Source organism: Achromobacter aegrifaciens (assembly GCF_902859965.1).
Taxonomy (GTDB): domain Bacteria; phylum Pseudomonadota; class Gammaproteobacteria; order Burkholderiales; family Burkholderiaceae_B; genus Achromobacter; species Achromobacter aegrifaciens.
Genome location: NZ_CADIKO010000001.1, coordinates 1519741 through 1540518 on the forward strand (window position 1 = coordinate 1519741; position 20778 = coordinate 1540518).

Annotated in this window: 16 protein-coding genes; 12 read left to right on the plus strand and 4 right to left on the minus strand. The window is 66.6% G+C overall.

Annotated features, from left to right (window positions below; translation table 11 throughout):
* Nucleotides 1-68 precede the first annotated feature (68 nt).
* From HV793_RS07085 to HV793_RS07095, 3 genes are all read left to right on the plus strand, one after another.
* A complete protein-coding gene (locus HV793_RS07085; RefSeq protein WP_175212916.1) occupies nucleotides 69-1610 on the plus strand; it encodes a helix-turn-helix transcriptional regulator in 1542 nt (513 codons plus the stop codon).
* Between the two features lie 141 nt (nucleotides 1611-1751).
* Nucleotides 1752-1937, plus strand: coding sequence for a CsbD family protein (locus tag HV793_RS07090; RefSeq protein WP_013390838.1), 186 nt, complete (start codon nucleotides 1752-1754; stop codon nucleotides 1935-1937).
* A 56-nt stretch (nucleotides 1938-1993) separates the two neighbouring features.
* Complete coding sequence (locus tag HV793_RS07095) at nucleotides 1994-2122, plus strand: entericidin A/B family lipoprotein (RefSeq protein WP_013390837.1); 129 nt, start codon at nucleotides 1994-1996, stop codon at nucleotides 2120-2122.
* Nucleotides 2123-2198: 76 nt separating this feature from the next.
* Here HV793_RS07095 and HV793_RS07100 read toward each other — a convergent pair whose 3' ends face one another.
* Both HV793_RS07100 and HV793_RS07105 read right to left on the minus strand, forming a co-directional pair.
* On the minus strand, nucleotides 2199-3578 hold the full coding sequence (locus HV793_RS07100) for a DUF6630 family protein (RefSeq protein WP_244958597.1): 1380 nt from the start codon (nucleotides 3576-3578) through the stop codon (nucleotides 2199-2201).
* 6 nt (nucleotides 3579-3584) lie between these two features.
* The gene (locus tag HV793_RS07105) at nucleotides 3585-4724 is read right to left on the minus strand and encodes a DSD1 family PLP-dependent enzyme (RefSeq protein ID WP_054455697.1); all 1140 of its coding nucleotides are present in this window, start codon (nucleotides 4722-4724) and stop codon (nucleotides 3585-3587) included.
* Nucleotides 4725-4976: 252 nt separating this feature from the next.
* On the opposite strand from HV793_RS07105, the gene HV793_RS07110 reads away from it, so the two are divergent.
* The 4 genes from HV793_RS07110 to gluQRS all read left to right on the plus strand — a co-directional run bounded on the left by HV793_RS07110 (nucleotide 4977) and on the right by gluQRS (nucleotide 9846).
* A complete protein-coding gene (locus HV793_RS07110) occupies nucleotides 4977-5939 on the plus strand; it encodes a TAXI family TRAP transporter solute-binding subunit (RefSeq protein ID WP_054455699.1) in 963 nt (320 codons plus the stop codon).
* 221 nt (nucleotides 5940-6160) lie between these two features.
* Nucleotides 6161-8185 carry a TRAP transporter permease gene (locus tag HV793_RS07115; protein WP_054455701.1) on the plus strand — a complete coding sequence of 675 codons (2025 nt, stop codon included), beginning with the start codon at nucleotides 6161-6163 and terminating at the stop codon, nucleotides 8183-8185.
* A gap of 239 nt (nucleotides 8186-8424) precedes the next feature.
* Nucleotides 8425-8883 (plus strand): Smg family protein, encoded by a 459-nt coding sequence (locus HV793_RS07120; protein ID WP_042795808.1) that lies wholly within the window; start codon nucleotides 8425-8427, stop codon nucleotides 8881-8883.
* A gap of 66 nt (nucleotides 8884-8949) precedes the next feature.
* Nucleotides 8950-9846 carry a tRNA glutamyl-Q(34) synthetase GluQRS gene (gene gluQRS, locus HV793_RS07125; protein WP_175212918.1) on the plus strand — a complete coding sequence of 299 codons (897 nt, stop codon included), beginning with the start codon at nucleotides 8950-8952 and terminating at the stop codon, nucleotides 9844-9846.
* On the opposite strand, the gene HV793_RS07130 is transcribed toward gluQRS, so the two are convergent.
* Nucleotides 9833-12463: a GDYXXLXY domain-containing protein gene (locus HV793_RS07130; protein WP_175212919.1), complete on the minus strand. Its 2631-nt coding sequence runs from the start codon at nucleotides 12461-12463 to the stop codon at nucleotides 9833-9835. The two genes, gluQRS and HV793_RS07130, sit on opposite strands and share 14 nt — an antisense overlap.
* A 62-nt stretch (nucleotides 12464-12525) precedes the next feature.
* Between HV793_RS07130 and HV793_RS07135 the strand changes: the two genes are divergently transcribed.
* The 5 genes from HV793_RS07135 to HV793_RS07155 all read left to right on the plus strand — a co-directional run bounded on the left by HV793_RS07135 (nucleotide 12526) and on the right by HV793_RS07155 (nucleotide 18879).
* Nucleotides 12526-15150: a DNA topoisomerase III gene (locus HV793_RS07135; RefSeq protein ID WP_175212920.1), complete on the plus strand. Its 2625-nt coding sequence runs from the start codon at nucleotides 12526-12528 to the stop codon at nucleotides 15148-15150.
* A 142-nt stretch (nucleotides 15151-15292) separates the two neighbouring features.
* Nucleotides 15293-16351, plus strand: coding sequence for an ABC transporter substrate-binding protein (locus HV793_RS07140; protein WP_119449796.1), 1059 nt, complete (start codon nucleotides 15293-15295; stop codon nucleotides 16349-16351).
* Nucleotides 16351-17121: an ABC transporter ATP-binding protein gene (locus HV793_RS07145; protein ID WP_054455711.1), complete on the plus strand. Its 771-nt coding sequence runs from the start codon at nucleotides 16351-16353 to the stop codon at nucleotides 17119-17121. The genes HV793_RS07140 and HV793_RS07145 overlap by 1 nt, the downstream gene beginning before the upstream one ends.
* Before the next feature lie 13 nt (nucleotides 17122-17134).
* Complete coding sequence (locus HV793_RS07150) at nucleotides 17135-17989, plus strand: ABC transporter permease (protein ID WP_054455713.1); 855 nt, start codon at nucleotides 17135-17137, stop codon at nucleotides 17987-17989.
* Nucleotides 17990-18099: 110 nt separating this feature from the next.
* Complete coding sequence (locus HV793_RS07155) at nucleotides 18100-18879, plus strand: SDR family oxidoreductase (RefSeq protein ID WP_175212921.1); 780 nt, start codon at nucleotides 18100-18102, stop codon at nucleotides 18877-18879.
* Between the two features lie 37 nt (nucleotides 18880-18916).
* On the opposite strand, the gene ilvB is transcribed toward HV793_RS07155, so the two are convergent.
* The gene (gene ilvB, locus HV793_RS07160; RefSeq protein ID WP_119449794.1) at nucleotides 18917-20737 is read right to left on the minus strand and encodes a biosynthetic-type acetolactate synthase large subunit; all 1821 of its coding nucleotides are present in this window, start codon (nucleotides 20735-20737) and stop codon (nucleotides 18917-18919) included.
* Between the last annotated feature and the right edge of the window lie 41 nt (nucleotides 20738-20778).

Sequence of the window (20778 nt, forward strand, 5' to 3'; positions counted from 1 at the left end):
CGCCCAGATCACGCAGGACGACTTTATCTAGTACTTTCTTCTTATCTCTTGCTCAACCAGGAGCCGGAATGAAGAAGACTGCCACGGCGTTCACCACGGAGCGCCGCCATCTGCTGGAAATCATCGACGGCCTGATCGAAGGCATCATCCTGCTGGACCAGGACCGGCGCATCGTCTGGGCCAACGACACTGCGTTGGCCATGCATGGCGTGACGGATCTGGCCGCGCTGGGCGGCACCGCTGCCGGCTACCGCAAGGCGTTTTCGCTGCGCTATCGCAATCACCGCGCGCTGCGCGCGGCGCAGTATCCGCTGGACCGCGCGCTGGCGGGCGAGACCTACAAGGACGTGGTGGTGGAAGTGACCAGCCGCCGCGATCCGGACTTCAGCCGCATGCATCAGGTACGAAATCTGGAGCTGCGCGATGCGCAGGGCGCTGCCGAAGGCATGGTGCTGGTGCTGCTGGACGTGACCGAACGCTATAGCGCGGAAGAGCGTTTCGAACGCACCTTCAACGCCAACCCCGCGCCGGCCGTGATCTGCTCGCTGGCGGATCTGCGGCACATCAAGGTCAATGACGGTTTTCTGGCGATGACGGGCTACACGCGCGAACAGGTGCTGGGCAAGACGCTGCGCCAGCTGGACGTGCTGGGCGATACGCCGCAACGCGAGGATGCGCTGCACCGGCTGGCGGAAGGCACGACCATTCCGCAGACGGAAACCATCATCGCGGTGCAGGGCGGCGGCAGCAAGCTGGTGATCGTGGCGGGCCAGCCCATCGAGGTCGCGGAACAGCCCTGCATGCTGTTCACCTTCAACGACCTGGAGCCGCGCCGCAAGGCCGAGACGGCGCTGCGGGATAGCGAACAGCGCTTTGCCACGGCGTTCCGTCTGGCGCCCGTGCCCATGACGCTGAGCACCACGGAAGGAAAACTGCTGGAGGTCAACGATGCCTTCGTCGCGACCACCGGCTACGACGCCAAGACTTTGGCGCGCGACGAGGATGCGCTGGCGCAACTATGGACGGACCCGCAGGCCTATGACCGCGCCATGGCCTCGCTGGAGCAGGGCGCCAGCGTGCGCAGCCAAGAAATGGCGTTGCGCACGCGCGACGGCGCATTGCTGGACTGCCTGGTGTCGGCCGCGCCGGTATCCATCCAGGACCAGCCCTGCGTGCTGGCCGCGATCCAGGACATCACCGAGCGCAAGCGCAACGAGGTGGAACTGATGGAGGCGATCGAGACGGTGATGCAGGACACCTCGTGGTTCAGCCGCACCGTCATCGAAAAGCTGGCGCAGATCCGCACGCCCCAGGGCGCGCCGCAGGGGCAAGGCGAACTGGCCGACCTGACGCCGCGCGAACGCGAGATCCTGGGCCTGATGTGCCAGGGCCACACGGATCCGGAGATTGCCGCCAGCCTGCACTTGTCGCGCAACACGGTGCGCAATCATGTGGCGGCGCTGTACAGCAAGCTGGACGTGCACCGGCGCAGTGCCGCCATCATCTGGGCGCGGCAGCGCGGCATCGTGGGATATGAAAAGCCGGCGCGCAAGCAGGCACAGAAGCCGCCTGGCAAGCAGGCTCAAAAACGGGTCCACAAGATTCGGTAGAAAAGTACCAGTCGATCTGATGCGCGCGCTTCTTACGCGCGTTCCATGCGCTTTCTATAGTGGGTTCGTCCGCAGCGGGAGTCCAGGCTTCGCAGGCCTCTCCAGCGCGGTTTCACGCAACCTGGAATTAGGAGCGACAACATGGATAACGACCGCATCAAGGGCGCAGCCAAGGAAGTCAAAGGCTCGATCAAGGAAACGGCAGGCAAGCTGACCGGCAACCGCGAGACCGAAGCCGAAGGGAAAGCGGAGAAAACCGTGGGCAAGGTGCAGCGCAACGTGGGCGAAGCCAAGGATCAGGCACGGGACTTGCTGAACAAGAAATAGCGCGGCTGCCTGTCGGCATGACCCGCTACGCCCATGAACGCCGAAAGGAGAAAAAAATGACGCATCGAATCTGGCTTGCGCTGCTGCTGGCAATCACCGCCATCACGGCCGGTTGCAACACGATGGAAGGCGCCGGCAAGGACATCGAACGTGGCGGGGAGAAGATCCAGCAGAAAGCCCAGTAAGTCCTGAACCGGTAGCCTGCCTGGACGGCTGGCGCGCTGAAGGCGCGCCGGCCTTTTTGCGCTTATGCGTTGCGTCCTATAGCGCTTTTGCGTCCAGGCGGCCCAGCAGGGCGTCGAAACGGCCTAGCCGCGCGTAGCGCGTCTGACCGCCCGCCACGACCTCGCCGCCTGGCAGGCCGACCCACTGTTGTATCCCGCTATCCAGGTCCAGCGCGCCATGGCGGATTCGAAGCAACTGGCCCGACGCCGGATGCCAGAGCTGGCCCAGGTCCATGCTTCGATGCGGCGCATGCCAGTGGCCCAGCAATAGCCAGCCGCCCTGCAGCGCTTGCAGCGTCATGCCGCCGGCAGGCAGATGCGCCACTTCGCGCTGATGAACAGCGCCGGCATCCAGGCCTGCATGGCAAAGCATGTCGTCCTCCAGCCACGCAATGGCACTGTCGCCCAAGGCCACGGGATGCGAGATGTCGCCCGACAATGGCACGGCATAAGAGAGCGGCAAGGGATGCAGCCGCCCTTCGCGAAACTCCAGCAGTTGGCCGCGGCACAGCACGCAGGTACGGCCGTCGGGCGTAAGAATGACGGCGGACCTGTCACTGACGGGACGGCGTTGCGCGGGCGCCGTGTGCAGCAGCGTCGGCTCCGCGGCGCAGTCCCCTTCCTGGCGCCCGTAGGCGGGATAAAGAAAGACCATGCCACGGTCCACCAGCAGCAGATCGTCGCCCGCAAACCCCAGGCTGAATTCCGGCGTCCGGCGTTGCACTTGCGCGGCGCGCGGCGGCAGGGGCATGCCGGGCCGGTTTGAAGAAGGCAGCTCGACCTGGCCGGAATGCAGCAGACGCGCATAAGGCGTGCTGGACAGTCCGTCCGGACCCTGTTCGATCCAGGCATGTACCCCGCTGAGGCTTACGCAGGAGGCGAGCAGCCCGCGCCGCGCCGGAAACTTGCCGTCAATCGCGCGCAATGCCGGCCATGCACGCAGGTCGGTGAGCATCGGGCCTTCCCAGTCCTCCATTGCGGCGCAGGCCCATCCCGGAGCCACCGCTACGGCGTAGGGAATGTCCAGATAGTCCTCCGGGCCGCACAGCGGACCCGAAGCCGGCTTGGGCAGGGCCGCCTGGGCGCCAGCCGCGGCCCCTTCCTGGCGATGTGCAACGGCCGCCCAACCCCGCGCCTGTATGTGCGTCTTGAGATTGTCTGCCTCGGCCTGCGGCACGATCAGCAGACGAATCGCGTCATCCTCTTCGCGCTGCTCGATGAGCGCCAGCCCCAACGACTCCAGTTCCTGGCCCAGCGCCGGCAGGAAGTCGTCGGCCCGGTCGTCGCTCATGACGGACCGAAGCCGGTCCAGGCGCGCGGATGCAAGCGCCGGGTGGCGGGTCGAATAGATTTGCCTGAGCGTGTCCAGCACGTCGGACAGGGGAATCTTCCAATCGAAGGAGACCGGCTGCTGCATCACGATTCAGCGCGAGAAACCGCGCGCGGAGATTTCCCAGATGTCCTGCACCACGCCATCCTTGAACACCACCAGGCCGTCGTGCAGGTTGAAGGTGGGGTCCACGTGCGCGGGCACCAGGCGCAGCACGCTGCCCAGCGCGGGCGCCGTGGCGCCGGGTTCGACGCGCACCACGCTGTGCTCGTCGTTGATGGCGGTGCACGTCAGGCCGGATTCGCCATAGACGGCGGGCGGGCCGCATTCGGCGGAGGCCGATTTGAGGCCGGCGTCCAGCACCACGCGGTCAGGCGTGGGCGTGCTCATCACGGTGGACAGCAGGAACAGGCTGTTCTGGAAATTGAGCGGGCCACCCCATTCGTTGGCGCCGTAGTCGCCGTCCATGAAGGCATAGGAGCCGGCCTGCAGTTCTGTATAGACACCGCTGGCGGCGTCGAACTCCGCGCTGCCGGTGCCGCCGCCGGTGATGGTGTCGCAGGCGATGCCGCTTTCACGGAGCAGCTGCGCGTAGGACGCGGCGATGCGCGCGGCCTGGCGGGAGACGGTGGCGCGTTCTTCGCGGGTGCGGTAGTGCTGCACCGACCCGTGATAGGCCTGCAGGCCCGCGAAATTCAGGCCTGGCAGCGCGCGCGCCTGCTGCGCCAGCGCCAATACGGTGGCGTCGTCGGATACGCCGCAGCGGCCCTGGCCCACGTCCACTTCCACCAGCACGTCGATCTGGGCGCCGGCCTGCACCATGGCGGCGGACAGCTGCGCCAGGTTCTGGGCGTTGTCGACGCAGACGCTGATCTTGGCGGCGCGCGCCAGTTGGCCCAGCAGTGCCATCTTGGCCGGGCCGACGACTTCGTTGCTGATGTGGACGTCGCGGATGCCGGCGGCCACGAAGGGCAGGGCTTCGCTGACCTTCTGGCAACAGATGCCGCGCGCGCCCAATGCCACCTGCCGCAGCGCGATCTGCGGGCACTTGTGGGCCTTGGCGTGCGGCCGCAGGGCGACTTCGTGGCGGTCGGCCCAGGCCTGCATGGCGCGCAGGTTGGCTTCGAAGGCGGTCAGGTCCAGCGCCAGGCTGGGGGTATCGACGCGGGCGAGGGGATCGCCCGGCTGGGCGGCGGGGGGCAGCGCAATGCCGCGTATGACTTCCTGGGACATCTTGGAAACTCCGTTATCAGCACTGCTGGGATGTAAGCGCACACCATAACCAAAGCGGGACCGCCCATAACCTTGGGCGATGCGACCCCCTGGAAAACCATAGCCCTGTAATCATTGGCTACAGGGGACGGGCATGACAGAATTTCATCATAAAGAAAGCCCCCGAGGGGAGGCAGATTTTGCCGGGGGAATTCGCCCATCGGCAGAAATCACATTACTGATACCCGTCAGCAAGAATTCGGAGAAGCTCGCATGAAACTCAAGACCTGGATCACCGCCCTGACCATCGCGGCCGCCGCAGTCGGCGCCGCCGGCACCGCGCAAGCGCAACAATTCTTCCGCATCGGCACGGGCGGCACGGCCGGCACCTACTACCCCATCGGCGGCATCATCGCCAACGCGGTGTCCCAACCCGGCAAGCTGGTCGCCACGGCGGTCGCCTCCAACGGGTCGGTGGCCAACATCAACGGCATTCTGGGCGGTTCCTTCGAAGCCGGCTTCACGCAGTCCGACGTCGCTTTCTGGGCCTATAGCGGCACCGGCACCTTCGAAGGCAAGCCCAAGGCGCAAGACCTGCGCCTGATCGCCACGCTGTACCCGGAGAGCATCCACCTGGTGGCCCGCAAGGGCGCAGGCATCAAGAGCGTGGCCGACCTGAAGGGCAAGCGCGTGTCGATGGATGAGCCGGGTTCCGGCACCCTGGTGGACGTGCGTCTGATCCTGGGCGCCTACGGCATGACCGACAAGGACATCAAGGCCGAATACCTGAAGCCCAACCAAGCCGGCGACAAGCTCAAGGATGGCGGGCTGGATGCCTTCTTCTTCGTGGGCGGCGCCCCCGCAGGCGCCATCGCGGAACTGGCGTCCAGCGGCGCCGGCATCGAGATCGTGCCCTTGGTTGGCCCGGAGATCGACGCGCTGCGCGCCAAGCAGGAATTCTTCACGCCGGACACCATTGCCGCCAACACCTACCAGAACGTGGGTGAAGTGAAGACCATTTCGGTCAACGCCCAGATGGTCACCTCGGCCAAGCTGCCGGAGCAGGTGGTGTACGACGTCACCAAGGCGCTGTACAGCGACGCCACCCGCAAGACCCTGGACAACGGCCACGCCAAGGGCAAGCTCATCACCCGCGACAACGCGGTCAAGGGCGCCGGCATTCCGTTCCACCCGGGCGCTGAAAAGTTCTACAAGGAAATCGGGCTGCTGAAGTAGGCCCCCCGAGCGCCTTCGGCGCTTCCCCCAGGGGCGCCGCAGTGGACCGGCGGAGCCGGATCCACGCGGCCCCGATCAGTGGCGACGAGGTCATGCGACTAGCGTGCCGCGCGGCCATGGGGCGCAGGGATGGCAGTGCATGTCCGCGGCGCAATGCGCCGCGCTTGAGTAGGGCCGCCACGAGCGGCCCTGCTTGCTGAATCACCCAGAGAATTACTGCGATGGAAATTGATCACGAAAAAACCCAGCAGCTGGCGGAGAAGTACGATTCGGAAATCCGCTTCCGGCCGCTGGACAAGACGGCGACCTGGATCGTCTCCGGCCTGCTGGTTACGCTCTCCATCTTCCACTACTACACGGCCGGCTTCGGCCTGCTGCGCGAAGCCACGCACCGCGGGGTGCACCTGGCTTTCGTGCTCAGCCTGATCTTCCTGGTGTTCGGCTTTTCCAAGTCGCACTACACGCGCGAGCCCAAGTCCACCTGGTACGCGCCCGGCGGCATTCCGCTGTACGACTGGATCATCGCGATCGCACTGGCCCTGTCGGTGCTGTACATCCCCTATATCTTCGAGGACCTGGCCTTCCGCGTGGGCAATCCGCTGCCCATAGACGTGTTCATGGGCTCGATCCTGCTGATCGGCCTGTTGGAAGCCACGCGGCGCGCCATGGGCTGGCCGCTGCCCATCATCGCGCTGGTGTTCATGGCCTACGCCATGTTCGGTCCGTATTTCCCAGGACTGCTGCAACACGCGGGCAACACCTGGCCCCAGATCGTCAACCACATGTACCTGACCAGCCAGGGCGTGTACGGCGTGGCGGTGGGCGTGGTGGCGACCTATGTGTTCCACTTCGTGCTGTTCGGCGTGCTGGCCACCCGTATCGGCCTGGGCCAGCTGTTCCTGGACGTCGCTTCCACCATCGCCGGCCGCTACGCCGGCGGGCCGGCCAAGGTGTCGGTGTTCGGCTCGGCCATGTTCGGCATGCTGTCGGGTTCCTCGGTCGCCAATGCGGTGACGGTGGGTTCGCTGACCATCCCGGCCATGATCCGCATCGGCTACCCGCGGCACTTCGCGGCCGGTGTGGAAGCCGCCAGCAGCACGGGCGGGCAGATCACGCCGCCCATCATGGGCGCGGCGGCCTTCCTGATGATCGAATTCCTGGGCATTCCGTACCAGCAGATCGCGATCGCGGGCATTTTCCCGGCTTTCCTGTATTTCTTCGGCATGTTCATGCAGGTGCACTTCGAGGCCAAGCGCGAAGGTCTGCGCGGGCTGACCGAAGCAGAAATGCCCAAGCTCAAGCAGTCGTTCAAGATGCGCTGGCCCACCCTGATCCCGCTGATCCTGCTGATCGGCGTGCTGGCCAGCGGCCGCACGCCTTACCTGGCGGCGTTCGCGGGCATTACCGGCTGCATCATTGTGGGCCTGCTGAATCCATTCCAGCGGCTGCGCCTGCGCGACCTGTACGAAGCCTTCGAGACCGGCGCCAAGTACGCGCTGGCAGTGGGCGCCGCGGCGGGTACCGTGGGTATCGTGATCGGCGTGGTCACGCTGACAGGCGTGGGCTTCAAGATCTCGTACATCGTCATCTCGGCGGCCCAGGCGATCGCCGGCGGCGCGGCAACGGTCATCCCCGATGCCATCGCCAATACCCAGACGCTCACGCTGATCGCCGCGCTCATCATGACCGGCCTGGTTTGCATCCTGATGGGCTGCGGCATCCCCACCACGGCGAACTACCTGATCATGGTGGCGGTGGCCGCCCCCACGCTGGTGCAGCTGGGCGTGCAGCCCATCGCGGCGCACTTCTTCGTGTTCTATTTCGGCATCCTGGCGGACATTACACCGCCCGTGGCGCTGGCGGCCTATGCGGCGGCGGGCATGGCGGGCAGCGATCCATTCAAGACCGGCAACACCGCCTTCAGGCTGGGCATCACCAAGCTCATCGTGCCCTTCGTGTTCGTGTTTTCGCCGTCGCTGCTGATCTCGGTGCAGGGCTTCACCTGGTATGACTTCTTCGTGACGCTGTTCGGCTGCATGGTCGGCCTGGTACTGCTGTCGGCGGCGTTCTCGCGTTACATGCTGGTGGGCATGAAGAGCTGGGAGCGCTGGCTGTGCACCATCGGCGCCTTGCTGACCATCCTGCCGGGCCTGACCAGCGGCCTGATCGGGCTGGCAATCTGCATCCCGGTGTTCATGCGCCAGATCGCTCAGCTCAAGCTGGAAAACGCGCCCAAAGCGGCCTGATCAGCCACCCGAAAACAAAAAGGGGCGGACCTTATCGGTCTGCCCCTTTTTGCCTCGAATCATGAATATTGGCAGCATTTAGGGTAAAAATGTGCGCGTTTTGAGGCAAGGTGACTTCATACAACATTCCACCCTCCGGCCGGTTGCCCACCCCTATAAATCAGCGTAAAGTAAAATTCATGTTTGCTGGTCTGCCGATATGCGGGCCGACTGTGCAAACAGGCACAAAACTGCGCCATATGTTCGATATCCTGGTTTATCTGTACGAGAATTACTACACGCCGCAAGCCTGTCCTGCGGCGGACGTGCTCGCAAAGCGGCTTGCCGCCGCCGGTTTCGAGCACGAAGACATCGACGACGCCCTGGGCTGGCTGTACGGCCTGGCCGAAACCACCGAACGCTGCGTCGATCTCGCCCAGGCCCCCGCCACCGGCACCCGGATCTACACCGACAACGAATACCAGCAGCTCGGTACCGAATCCATCGGCTTCATCGCCTTCCTGGAATCGGCTGGCGTGCTGCCCGCGCCGCTGCGCGAAATCGTCATCGACCGGGGCCTGGCGTCGCCGGAAACGCCCGTGCCGCTGTCCAAGATCAAGATCATCGCCCTCATGGTTCTCTGGAGCCAGGAGGCCGAGATCGACAACCTGGTCCTGGAAGAGCTGCTGGACGAAGACGGCACGCGCTTGCTGCATTGAACGGCATCCGCGTCGCTTGATGCCGTTACTCCTTACCCGCGCGCATGGCCGCGCGGGCGTCCCATCGTGAATTACGTCGGCCGCTTCGCCCCCAGTCCCAGCGGCCCGCTGCATGCGGGCTCGCTGGTTGCCGCGCTGGCCAGCTGGCTGGACGCGCGTGCCCATGGCGGGCGCTGGCTGCTGCGCATCGAAGACGTGGACACGCCGCGCACGGTGCCCGGCGCTGCCGAGGTCATCATGGGCCAATTGAGCGCGCTGGGCCTGGATTGGGACGGCGACATCATGTGGCAGTCGCGCCGCGGCGACGCCTATCAAGCCGCCTTCGACTCGCTGGCCGCGCGCGGCCTGATCTACGGCTGCGGCTGCACGCGACGCGAAATCGCCGATTCGGCGCTGCGCGGCCAGACCGCGCCCGGGGCCGACGGCGAACGGCCGTATCCCGGCACCTGCCGCCACGGCTTGCCACCAGGCCGCGAGGCCCGCGCCTGGCGCGTGGTCATGCCGGAAGGCGTGGAACATTTCGTTGACCGCTGGCTGGGGCCGCAGGAACAAAACGTGGCGCAAGCCGTGGGCGACATCGCCCTGCGGCGGGCCGACGGCCTGTGGGCCTACCAATTGGCGGTGGTGGTGGACGACGCCGCGCAAGGCGTGACCGATGTGGTGCGTGGCGCGGACCTGCTCAGTTCCACCGCGCGCCAGCGCGTGCTGGGCCGGCTGCTTGGGCTGCCGCCCGTGCGCTACCTGCACGTACCGCTGATCCTGGACGCTTCCAGCGGCCTGAAACTGTCCAAGCAGAACGGCGCCCCGCCCATCGACACCGGGGCGCCCCTGGCGGCGCTGATGGCCGCCTGGCGAGCCTTGGGCTTCGACCCCATCGATGCCGCGGACCGCGGCCATTTCCTGCGGGAAGCCACCGCGCAATGGGCGCGGCGTTTCCCGCTGCCCGCCGCTACAGCGGCTTGAGGTCCTGGTCCAGCATCCGGACGAGCAGGGCCTCGCCGTTTTCCGCCACGCGCAGCTCGCCGTACTTGGCGACCTGATAGCGCTCGGCCTGGCCTTCCGGGAAGAAATAGGCGTTGGTCACGATGCGCACGCTGTTGTCGCGGATGCGGTAGCGCAGCGGCACTTCGGCATCGGTATGCGGGTGCGTGTCGGGCTGGATGCGTAGCGGCTGCCCGACGCCGCGCGCGTCGGTCTGCAACATTACATAGCCGTCCGGCTCGTAACCCATGACGGAGTCCTCGGCTTCGGGACGCTCGCCGCCCAGCCGCAGGCGCGTGACTTCCCGGCTGGCCGCGAAGTTCAGCGCCATGTAGTCGCCCTGCATGAGCGAACGGGGATCCACCGGCGCCAGTTCCAGAATGACCACCTTGCCCGACGCCAGCAGTTTTTCACGCTGCCAGATGCCGCCGTTGGTGACCGCCAGCACCAGCACCAGGCCGCCCAGGATGGCCAGCGTGCGCCAGCGCAAGGGCGCCGATACCGGCGGCAGAGCCCCGCGCTGCTTGGGCGCAATGGTGCGCATCAGGCGCGGCACCAGCCAGACCAGGGCGCGCAGCACGAACAGCAGCAGCGCGGCGCCGCCCAGCCACAAGGCTTTTTGCAGCAGCGGCACGTCCAATTGGTAGTAATAGACGCCCAGATACGCCAACAGGCTGATCACGCCGAACACCACCACGCGGGACTGGTTCAAGCCGAAGCCCAGCAGCAGCCAGGCCAGCGCGAAGCCCACGCCGGGGCTGGGCAGCCAGAACAGCGCCAGGATCAGCAGGCCGATGGGCACGCCCCAGGTGACGCCCGCCGTCAGCATGTGGCGGCGCGGCCAGAGCACCGCGAAGGCCGCCGCCACGGGCAGCAGCGCGCCGGCCGCGACCAGCACGGCCGTATGCGGATTCAGCTGCCACATGGCGGGCAACTGCTTGATGGAGATGCCGCTGGCCAGCCACACCATGCCTTGCACCGACAGCAGGAAGGCCCAGCCCAGCGGCTGCAGGGCATGGGCGCGCTTGCCGCCCAGGCGATGGCTGACGGTAAAGATGACGGCCGTGGCCCAGGCCCCGGTCACGGCAATGGGCAGCCACAGGAAAGTGGCGCGCAGGGCGTCGAACGCCATCCAGGCGTCCAGCAGGTCCTCTTGCCCCAGGTCGGGCGACAACACGCGCCAGATCAGGCCCGCGCCCGCCGCCGCGATCAGCAGGCCGCTGAGAAAACGCAGGATGACGTCGGGCCCCACCGCGTAGACCGTGGCCGCCATCAGCAGCACGAAGACGCAGGCGCTGGCGAACGAGGTCGAACTGGACAGCCCGAAGATGATCAGGATCTGCCCGGCGAAAGCCATGGCCGTGCCGCACTGGCGCCAGAACGGACCGGCGTCGCTGCGCAGCACCGCCACGCCGGCCGCGCACAGCACCAGCCCGGCCACCAGTGCGCCGCCTTCCGTGGTGATAAAGCCCGAGAAGGCAATGAACACCAGTAGCAGCAAGGTCGCCAACCAGGCGCTCAGGCCCAGCAGGCACTGCACGTACCAGGGCGGATCCGACTGAGGCGCCGGAGCGGCCGCCAGCTGCGCCACGGGCGCCCCGCTGTCCGCCGGGTCCACCGAGTTGCCGGCCGAGGCGGCGGCCGGCTCCGCGTCCGCGCTCGCCGCGACGGCCGCCTGCGGATCGCCCGCCAGGCGCCGCAGCCAGCGCGCGGCCCAGACGGCCTCGGCCATGAGCAGCGCCGCCAGCGGCAGCGCGGCCCAGACGCCGGGCTCCAGGCGCAGCAGCCATTCGCCCGCCACCCGCAACGACACGCAAATGACACCGGCAGCCAACATGGCCAGGATGATCAGGTCGCGCCGGGCCTTCTGATAATAGAAGCCCAGGCCCAGGGTCACCGCGACCCAGGCGATGCCGTTATAGAGGCCCAGGCCGCGGCCCAGGAAGTCGCCAAGCATCTGGGTCAGCACCAGCACGCTGATCGCCAGGGCAGCCAGGACCCGCGGACCGACCAGGGTGCTGGCGCGCCAGCGGCGGGCAGCCAGCTCCCAGCCCAGCAGCAGCAGCAGGTTCAGGCCGGCCATCATCAGGCCGGGCACGCCCGGGCCGCCCAATATCAGCATCCAGGAAAACACGCGCTCGCCCAGCCACAAGGCCACGGCCACGTTCAGCACCAGCGCCCACAGCAGCCAGACGGCCTGGCTGCCGGCGGCCAGCGCCCAGGGCAGCAGCAGCAGCGCCCACCAGGCGAACAGTTCCCAGGTATCGGCGCCAGTCTGGTAAGTTTGGCCTAGTAATGCGAGCAGCGCTCCCAGGAGGATGCCAGCCAGGGCGAGCAGGGCGCCCGGTATGGTGCGCCGCACCCCTGGACTGGCCCGCAGGCGCAATCCGGCCCAGGCAGCGGCCAGCGCGCAAACCGCCAGAAGGCCCTGAACGCCGGCGAAGCGCTGCACTTTTGTCATGTCCTGCCAATTGGCGGCGACCCAGCAAACCGCGGCGCTGCCCAGCAGCAAAACACCTAGCCAGAGGGTGCTGCGCGCCAGAAATTGACGCCAGGCGTGTAGTTCGGATCCCGCTTGTCTTTCAGTGCCGACTTGCATCTGGCGAATCTCCGATCTTATTATCCGCGCTACTACGGCGGGACTGCCGCCACTGGATACACATGAATAAAACGCTGATTATTGCCGAGAAGCCCTCGGTAGCCCTCGATATATCACGCGCCTTGGGAGGCTTTGCGCGCGAGGGCGACTATTTTGAAAGCGAACGTTACGTACTCGCGTCGAGCATCGGCCACTTGCTCAGCTTGGTCGCGCCCAACGATCCGGTCAAGGGAAAGTGGAGCTTTACGCACCTGCCCGTGATTCCGCCCGAATTCGAACTGGGCCCCACCGACAAGAAATCGGCCGAACGGCTCAAGCTGCTGGTCCGCCTGGCCAAGCGCAAGGACGTCGATGCCATCATCAACGCCTGTGACGCCGGGCGCGAAGGCGAACTGATCTTCCGCTACATCATTCAGTACGCAGGCGTGAAGAAGCCGATCCAGCGCCTCTGGCTGCAGTCGATGACCCAGGCCGCCATCCGCGAAGCCTTCGCCAACCTGCGCGACGACGTCCAGCTCAAGCCGCTGGAAGCGGCCGCGCGCTCGCGCGCCGAAGCCGACTGGCTGGTGGGCATCAACGGCACCCGCGCCATGACCGCCTTCAACAGCAAGGACGGCGGCTTCTTCAAGACCCCGGTCGGCCGGGTGCAGACGCCCACGCTGGCCATCGTGGCCGAACGCGAGGAGCGTATCCGCCGCTTCGTGCCGCGCGACTACTGGGAGGTGCGCGCCACCTTCGTGGCGGCCGCCGGCCTGTACGAAGGCCGCTGGATCGACCCGGAATTCAAGAAAGACGACCGCGACCCCGAAAAGCGCGAATCGCGCCTATGGTCGCAGGCCGCCGCCCAGAGCGTGGTGGCCGCCTGCCGCGAACAGCCCGGCAGCGTCACGGAAGAGTCCAAGCCGTCGACCCAGATGTCGCCGGCCCTGTATGACCTGACTTCGCTGCAGCGCGAGGCCAACGGCCGTTTCGGCTTTTCGGCCAAGACCACGCTGGCGCTGGCGCAGACCCTGTACGAACGCCACAAGGCGCTGACCTACCCGCGTACCGACTCGCGCTACCTGCCCGAGGACTACATCAACACCGTCAAGGAGACGATGCGCGCATTGGCGCAGGGCGGCTCCAACGCGGTGGGCGGCCTGGCCCGCCACGCCGGCACGGTGGTCAGCGAGAACTGGGTCAAGCCCAACCGCCGCATCTTCGACAACAAGAAGGTGTCGGATCACTTTGCCATCATCCCCACGCTGCAGATCCCGCACGACCTGAGCGAAGCCGAGGCCAAGCTGTACGACCTGGTGCTCAAGCGCTTCCTGGCGGTGTTCTTCCCCGCCGCGGAATACCGCGTCACCACCCGCATGACCGAAGTGCAGGGGCATCGCTTCCGCACCGACGGCAAGGTGCTGGTCAGCCCGGGATGGCTGGCCGTCTACGGCAAGGAAGCCCAAGGCGAAGACGCCAACCTGGTGCCCGTGGCGGACGGCGAGACCGTGCGCACCGAGGACGTGGAAGCCGTCGGCCTGACCACCAAACCGCCGGCGCGCTTTAACGAAGGCACGCTGCTGTCGGCCATGGAAGGCGCGGGCAAGCTGGTGGACGACGAGGAACTGCGCGAAGCAATGTCCGAGCGCGGCCTGGGCACGCCGGCCACGCGCGCCGCCATCATCGAAGGCCTGCTCAACGAAAGCTACCTGCGCCGCGAAGGCCGCGACCTGGTGCCCACCGCCAAGGCGCGCCAGCTGATGACGCTCTTGTCCGGCCTGGACGTGACCGAACTGACCTCGCCGGAACTCACCGGCGAATGGGAGCACAAGCTCAAGCAGATCGAGCAGGGCGGACTGGGCCGCGAGGCCTTCATGCGCGAGATCGCGCAGATGACGCAAGTCATCGTCAAGCGCGCCAAGGAATACGAACGTGACACGGTGCCGGGCGACTACGCCACGCTGCAGACGCCGTGCCCCAAGTGCGGCGCCGTGGTGAAGGAAAACTATCGCCGCTTTGCCTGCACCGCCTGCGACTTTTCCATCGGCAAGCATCCGGGCGGCCGCACCTTCGAGCTGCCCGAAGTGGAAGAGCTGCTGGCCAAGCGCGAAATCGGTCCGCTGCAAGGCTTCATCAGCAAGATGGGCCGACCGTTCGCCGCCATCCTGCGCATCAGCGACGAATTCAAGCTGGAATTCGACTTCGGCCAGAACGACGAGGACGACTCCGAAGCCGTGGACTTCTCCGGCCACACGCCGGTGGGTTCGTGCCCCAAGTGCCAGTCGCGCGTCTTCGAGCACGGCATGAGCTACGTCTGCGAGAAATCCGTCGGCCCCGAAAAGAGCTGCGATTTCCGTTCGGGCAAGGTCATCCTGCAGCAGGAGATCTCGCGCGAACAAATGGAAAAGTTGCTGACCAACGGCCGCACCGACCTGCTCGACGGCTTCGTCTCCAGCCGCACCAACCGCAAGTTCAAGGCCTTCCTCGTCCGCCAGCCGGACGGCAAGATCGGCTTCGAGTTCGAGCCGCGTCCTGAAAAGCCCGGCCGCGCACCGGCCAAGACGGCCGCCAAGACCGCGACCAAGACCGCCGCAAAGAAAGCGCCGGCCAAGAAGGCCGCGGTGAAGAAGACCGCCACCAAGACGGCCACGAAAACGGCCGCCAAGAAAGCGGTGAAGAAGGCGGCGCCGAAAAAGACCGCCGCGTAAAACGGGCGCGGCGCCTGGCGCCGCCGCCTCCCGACCATCGCGCACGACGCCCGGGCAACCGGGCGTTTTCCATTGTTGGACGCCAGTTGCTGGGGTATTGTCTACGCCAAACCGCTGCAACCAGACCTATTCCGAGGACGACATGAGCAACAGCCCCGACTTCACCACCCGCCGCCGCGTGCTGGCCGCCGCAGGCGCGTTGGCCAGCATCAGCCTGGTCAATGGCCGCGTCGCGTTCGCCCAGCCCAAGCTGGGCCGCGTCGTCTACGGCCAGGGCAGCATCGACCCGTTCTTTGCCGCGGGTTATGTGGCTCTGAAAAAGGGCTACTTCGGCGAAGGCGGGCTGGAAGTCGAATACCTGAATTCGCAAAGCGGCCCGCGCACCAACCAGCTGCTGGCCGCGGGCCAGATCGCGTTCGGCGCCACCGCCGCCACGGCCGCCCCCGCGCTCACCTTGGCCGGCAAGCCCGCCACGCTGGTGTTCGGCTTTGACCGCAAGCTCACCTACGCCAACGTCATCGTGCGCCGCGAGGACTTTGAAAGCGGCAAGATCAAATCGCTGAAGGACCTGGCCGGCAAGCGCGTGGGCGCGACCCAGCCGCAGTCCAGCACCTGGCTGATGGCGCTGTACCTGATGCAGAAGGCCGGCGTGGCCGACAAGGTTGACATCCGCCCGCTGGGCGACCTGGCCACCATGCTGGGCGCGCTCAAGACCGGCTCCGTGTCCGCCAGCATGGCCACCATGTCCATGATGGAACAGGCGCAACAGGAAGGCTGGGGCGTGCCCATCTTCGACGCCACGACCGAGAGTTCGTGGAACGAATTCATGGGCGGCGACGTGCCCGGCATCGCGGCCCTGACCCTGCAGGACACCATCCAGAAGCGCCCGGAAGTGGTGCAGGCCTTCGTGACCGCCCTGGTCCGTGCGCAGGACTTCATCAGCGCCAACAGCGCCGCCGCCGTCACTGACGCGATCTACGACGATTACCTGAACGCCTTTCCGCGCGCCGCCATCGAAAAGACGCTGGGCGTCTACAAGGAAACGGTGTTCCTGAAGGACAACATCATCACCCAGGACGCCTATGACCGCATGACGGCCATCATGGGCGACGGCCGCCAGTTCTCCAATGACGAGATCAAGACCGTGCCCTACGACCGTTGCGTGAACATGAGCTTCGTGCGCCGCGCCCGGGGCCTCTGATGATCACGCTGGACAAGGTGGGCAAGGCCTACCAGACGCGCCAGGCCACCACACACGCGGTGGGCGAGGTCAGCCTGACGATCCCGGAAGGCGAGTTCGTCTCCATCGTCGGGCCGTCCGGTTGCGGCAAGAGCACCTTGCTGAACATGATCGCGGGTTTCCTGCGCCCGACCACCGGCACGATCCACGTGGACGGGCGGATCGTGGACGGGCAGGTGCCGCCGGCCCTGGGCTACATCTTCCAGAAGGACACGCTGCTGCCCTGGTTCAGCGTGAGGAAGAACGTGGCGCTGGGCCTGAAGTTCCAGGGCGTGGCCGCCGACAAGATCGAGCGCCGCGTGGCGGAACTACTGGAAATGGGCCACCTGAGCCAGTTCGCCGACGCCTTTCCGCACCAGTTGTCGGGCGGCATGCGGCGGCGCGTGGCGCTCTTGATGAGCCTGGCGGTCGAACCGCGCATCCTGCTGCTGGACGAGCCCTTCGGCGCGCTGGACACGCACACCAAGACCCACCTGCATCGCGAATTGATCGAGATCTGGCGCAAGCTGGGCCAGACCATCGTCATGGTCACGCACGACCTCGACGAAGCTATCCTGCTGTCCGATCGCGTGGTGGTGCTGTCCGGCCCGCCCAGCCGCGTGCTGCTGGACGAGCGCATCGAGATCCCGCATCCGCGCGATGTCTTCACGCTGCGCGAAACACCGCAGTTCGTGACCCATGTGCAAAGCCTCTGGAGTGTGCTGGGACAGCAGTTCCGCGCCGCCGCCTGAATCCCTACGCGTCATGACCACCACTTACTCCGCCGATTCCCTGCAGGACCAGCTGCGGCTGGACCGCCGCGCCAGCATCGCGCGCCGGCTGCGCATCACCCTGTGGCAGGTGCTGATACTTGCCGTCATCCTGGGCTCCTGGGAGATACTCACGCGCATCCCCTGGTTCGCCCAGAACACACTGTTCGATCCCTTCTTCATCAGCCAGCCCTCGCGGGTGGCCGTGCGCCTGTGGGAATGGCTGCAGCCCGGCCCGCGTTCGGTCTGGCCGCACCTGTGGCTGACCTTGCAGGCCACCATGGTGGGACTGCTGGTGGGCGTGGGCAGCGGCTTCGTGGTGGGCATGACGCTCAGCCGCAGCCGCTTCCTGGCCGACGTGTTCAATCCCTTCATCGTGGCCTTCAACTCGATGCCGCGCATCGCCTTCGTGCCGCTCATCACCATGTTCTTCGGCCTGGGCCTTGCCTCCAAGGTGGTGACGTCCTGGTTCGTGGTGTTCTTCCTGGTGTTCTTCAACACCTACAAGGGCGGACGCGCAGTAGAACGCGAACTGGTGGATTTCTGCCGCACGCTGGGCGGCTCGCCGCGCCAGATCCTGTGGCGCGTGCGCATCCCGACCGCGGCCGCGTGGACCTTCGCGGCCTTGCCGAATGCCATCAGCTTTGCGCTGATCGGCGTGGTGCTGGCGGAGTTCGTCGGCTCCACCACGGGCATGGGCTATCTGATGATCACCGCGCTGGCGACGCTGAACGCCACCGACATGTTCGCGGCGGTGACGCTGCTGTCCATCGTCGGCATCGCGCTGGTTTATTGTGTGACCTGGCTGGAACGCCGGCTGCTGCATTGGGCGCCGGAATTCCGAGAATAGATAAATCCCCCCCGCAGCGCTGCGCGCTTCCCCCCAGGGGGCGCCGCTGCGGACCGGCGGAGCCGGATCCGCGCGGCCCTGATTGAGATAGAGCACTTTGGACGACTGACATGAACACGCTGCCGTATCTGCGCAACTTCGACCTGACGGGACAAGTCGCCCTGGTGACCGGCTCGGCCCGCGGGCTGGGCTTCTGTATCGCACGCGCATTGGCCGGCTGCGGCGCGCGCGTACTGATCAACGGCCGCAACGCAGAAGCCGTCGCAGCCGCGGCGGCTGAGTTGACCGCCGCCGGCCTGGATGCGCATGCGCTGCCTTTTGACATCAGCGACGACGCCGCCATGGAACGCGCTTTCCAGGACATAGACCGCGACCACCACCGCCTGGACATCCTGGTGAACAACGTCGGCGCGCGCAACCGCAAGACGCTGCGCGACACCAGTCCCGCCGAGATCCGCGAGCTTATCGACACCGACATGGTCGCCGGCATGCTGCTGGCCAAGTTTGCCGCCGAGCGCATGGTGCGCCAGGGCAGCGGCCGCCTGATCGCCATCACCTCGGTGGTGGGCGAGCTGGCGCGCTCGGGCGATGCGGTCTATCCCGCGGCCAAGCAGGGGTTGACGGGCATGGTGCGCGCGCTGGCGGCAGAGTTCGGCGGCCACGGCATCACCAGCAACGCCATCGCGCCCGGCACCTTCGCCACCGAGACCAATGCCGCGATGGTGGCGGACCCCGATGTGGGCCCGCGCATCGCCGCGCGCAATCCCATGGGACGCTGGGGCGAACCGGAGGAAATCGCGGGCGCCGCCGTATTCCTGGCGTCGCCCGCGGCATCATATGTGAACGGGCACGTGCTGGTGGTGGACGGCGGTTTGTCGATCCAGTTCTGAAGCAGGGCGCTGGGCTGCGCATGCAGCCCAACGGCGATCAGGTCGTCTCGTCCTGATACCAGACGCCTTCGGCCAGCATCATCTTCTGATGCCCGTGCCCAGCAGGCATCATCGGGAAGCAGTTCTCCTGCGCCGCGACCGCCACGTCCAGGAAGTAGGGGCCGTCATGCGCCAGGCATTCGGCGAGCGCGGCATCCAGCTTTGCCGGATCGTCCACGCGGGCTGCGCCCCAGCCGAAGGCGCGGGCCAACGCCACGAAGTCGGGCAGCGAGGCGTTGTAGCTGTGGCTGTAGCGCCCACCGTGGATCAGCTCCTGCCATTGCCGCACCATGCCCATGTAGCCGTTGTTGCACAACACGACCTTGACGGGCGTCTGGTGCTGCATGGCGGTGGACAGTTCCTGGATGTTCATCAGCACCGACGCGTCACCGCTGACGCAGACCACGGTCTTGTCCGGATGGGCGACCTGCGCGCCGATGGCGGCGGGCACGCCATAGCCCATGGTGCCGGCGCCGCCGGAGGTCAGCCAGCGGTTGGGCTTGTCGAAGCGCAGGTATTGCGCGGCCCACATCTGGTGCTGGCCCACGTCGGTGGAAACGATGGCATCGCGGTCGGACAGCGCGTCGTTCAGGCGCGCCATCAGATGCTGCGGCAGGATCGCGTCGGCCGCCGGGGTATAGCCGAGGCAGTCCTGGGCGCGCCAGGCGTCGATACGCTTGTACCAGGGCGCCAGCCGCGCCGCGTCCATGGGTTCCTCGCCGAGTTCGGCGCGCAGCGCGCGCACCAGCGGCAGGCAGTCGCCCACCAGCGCCACGTCCACGCGCACCACCTTGTTGATGGAAGCCGGGTCGATATCGATGTGGATCTTGCGCGCATGCGGGCAGAACTCCGACAGCTTGCCGGTGATGCGGTCGTCGAAGCGGGCGCCGATGCAGACCACCAGGTCGGCGTTATGCATGGCCAGGTTGGCCTCGACCGTGCCGTGCATGCCCAGCATGCCGACGAACTGCGCGTCGGACGCGGGGAATGCGCCCAGGCCCATGAGGGTCAGGGTGCAGGGCGCGCCGGTGTGGCGCACCAGGTCGGTAAAGGCCTCGCAGGCCTCGGGGCCGGCGTTCACCAGCCCGCCGCCGCCGTAGAAGATGGGGCGCTTGGCCTGCGCGATCAAGGCGGCGGCGCGGCGCACGGCCGACTGCGGCAGCTTGGGCGCCAGCTTGCCCGCCTGGCGGCGTGCGCGCAGCGCAGCCAGCTTCTGTTGCGAGGGCACGGCATCATCGTCCGCGTCGCGAGGCACGGCCAGTTGCACGTCCTTGGGGAAATCCAGCAGCACCGGGCCGGGGCGGCCCTGGCGGGTCAGCTCAAAAGCGCGGGCCGTCACCGCTGCCACGTCGTCCACCGAACGGACCTGCGTATTCCATTTGGTCACGGAGCGCGAGATGCCGATGGCGTCGCACTCCTGGAAGGCGTCCGTGCCGATGGCGGCCGTGGCAACCTGACCGCTGATACACAGCACCGGGATCGAATCGCACATGGCATCCAGCAGGCCGGACGTGGTGTTAGCCATGCCCGGACCGGAAGTGACGAAGACCACGCCGGTGCGGCCGGTGCTGCGCGCATAGCCTTCGGCAGCATGCACGGCGGCCTGTTCGTGGCGTACCAGCACGTGGCGCAGGCGCGGCTCGGCGTACAGGGCGTCGTACAGCGGCAGCACCGCGCCGCCGGGGTACCCGAAAATGGTATCCACGCCACACGCGATCAGCGTATCGAGCAGAATTTTCGCCCCGTTGTCAGCGGGGCGTTCAGTGGCGGCAAGCGCGGCGGCGGCGGTGGGGTGCAGGCGATCGTTCATGCTATCTATCTTATTCGTAGATCGGAAGAATATTTATCTTCTTTTCCACG

Coding starts and splice junctions, on each gene's coding strand:
- HV793_RS07150 (WP_054455713.1), top strand. CDS start 17,135: ATGACCACCACTTACTCCGCCGATTCCCTGCAGGACCAGCTGCGGCTG.
- HV793_RS07130 (WP_175212919.1), bottom strand. CDS start 12,463: ATGCAAGTCGGCACTGAAAGACAAGCGGGATCCGAACTACACGCCTGG.
- HV793_RS07105 (WP_054455697.1), bottom strand. CDS start 4,724: ATGTCCCAGGAAGTCATACGCGGCATTGCGCTGCCCCCCGCCGCCCAG.
- HV793_RS07085 (WP_175212916.1), top strand. CDS start 69: ATGAAGAAGACTGCCACGGCGTTCACCACGGAGCGCCGCCATCTGCTG.
- HV793_RS07095 (WP_013390837.1), top strand. CDS start 1,994: ATGACGCATCGAATCTGGCTTGCGCTGCTGCTGGCAATCACCGCCATC.
- HV793_RS07110 (WP_054455699.1), top strand. CDS start 4,977: ATGAAACTCAAGACCTGGATCACCGCCCTGACCATCGCGGCCGCCGCA.
- HV793_RS07155 (WP_175212921.1), top strand. CDS start 18,100: ATGAACACGCTGCCGTATCTGCGCAACTTCGACCTGACGGGACAAGTC.
- HV793_RS07090 (WP_013390838.1), top strand. CDS start 1,752: ATGGATAACGACCGCATCAAGGGCGCAGCCAAGGAAGTCAAAGGCTCG.
- HV793_RS07115 (WP_054455701.1), top strand. CDS start 6,161: ATGGAAATTGATCACGAAAAAACCCAGCAGCTGGCGGAGAAGTACGAT.
- HV793_RS07135 (WP_175212920.1), top strand. CDS start 12,526: ATGAATAAAACGCTGATTATTGCCGAGAAGCCCTCGGTAGCCCTCGAT.
- HV793_RS07100 (WP_244958597.1), bottom strand. CDS start 3,578: ATGCAGCAGCCGGTCTCCTTCGATTGGAAGATTCCCCTGTCCGACGTG.
- HV793_RS07120 (WP_042795808.1), top strand. CDS start 8,425: ATGTTCGATATCCTGGTTTATCTGTACGAGAATTACTACACGCCGCAA.
- HV793_RS07140 (WP_119449796.1), top strand. CDS start 15,293: ATGAGCAACAGCCCCGACTTCACCACCCGCCGCCGCGTGCTGGCCGCC.
- HV793_RS07145 (WP_054455711.1), top strand. CDS start 16,351: ATGATCACGCTGGACAAGGTGGGCAAGGCCTACCAGACGCGCCAGGCC.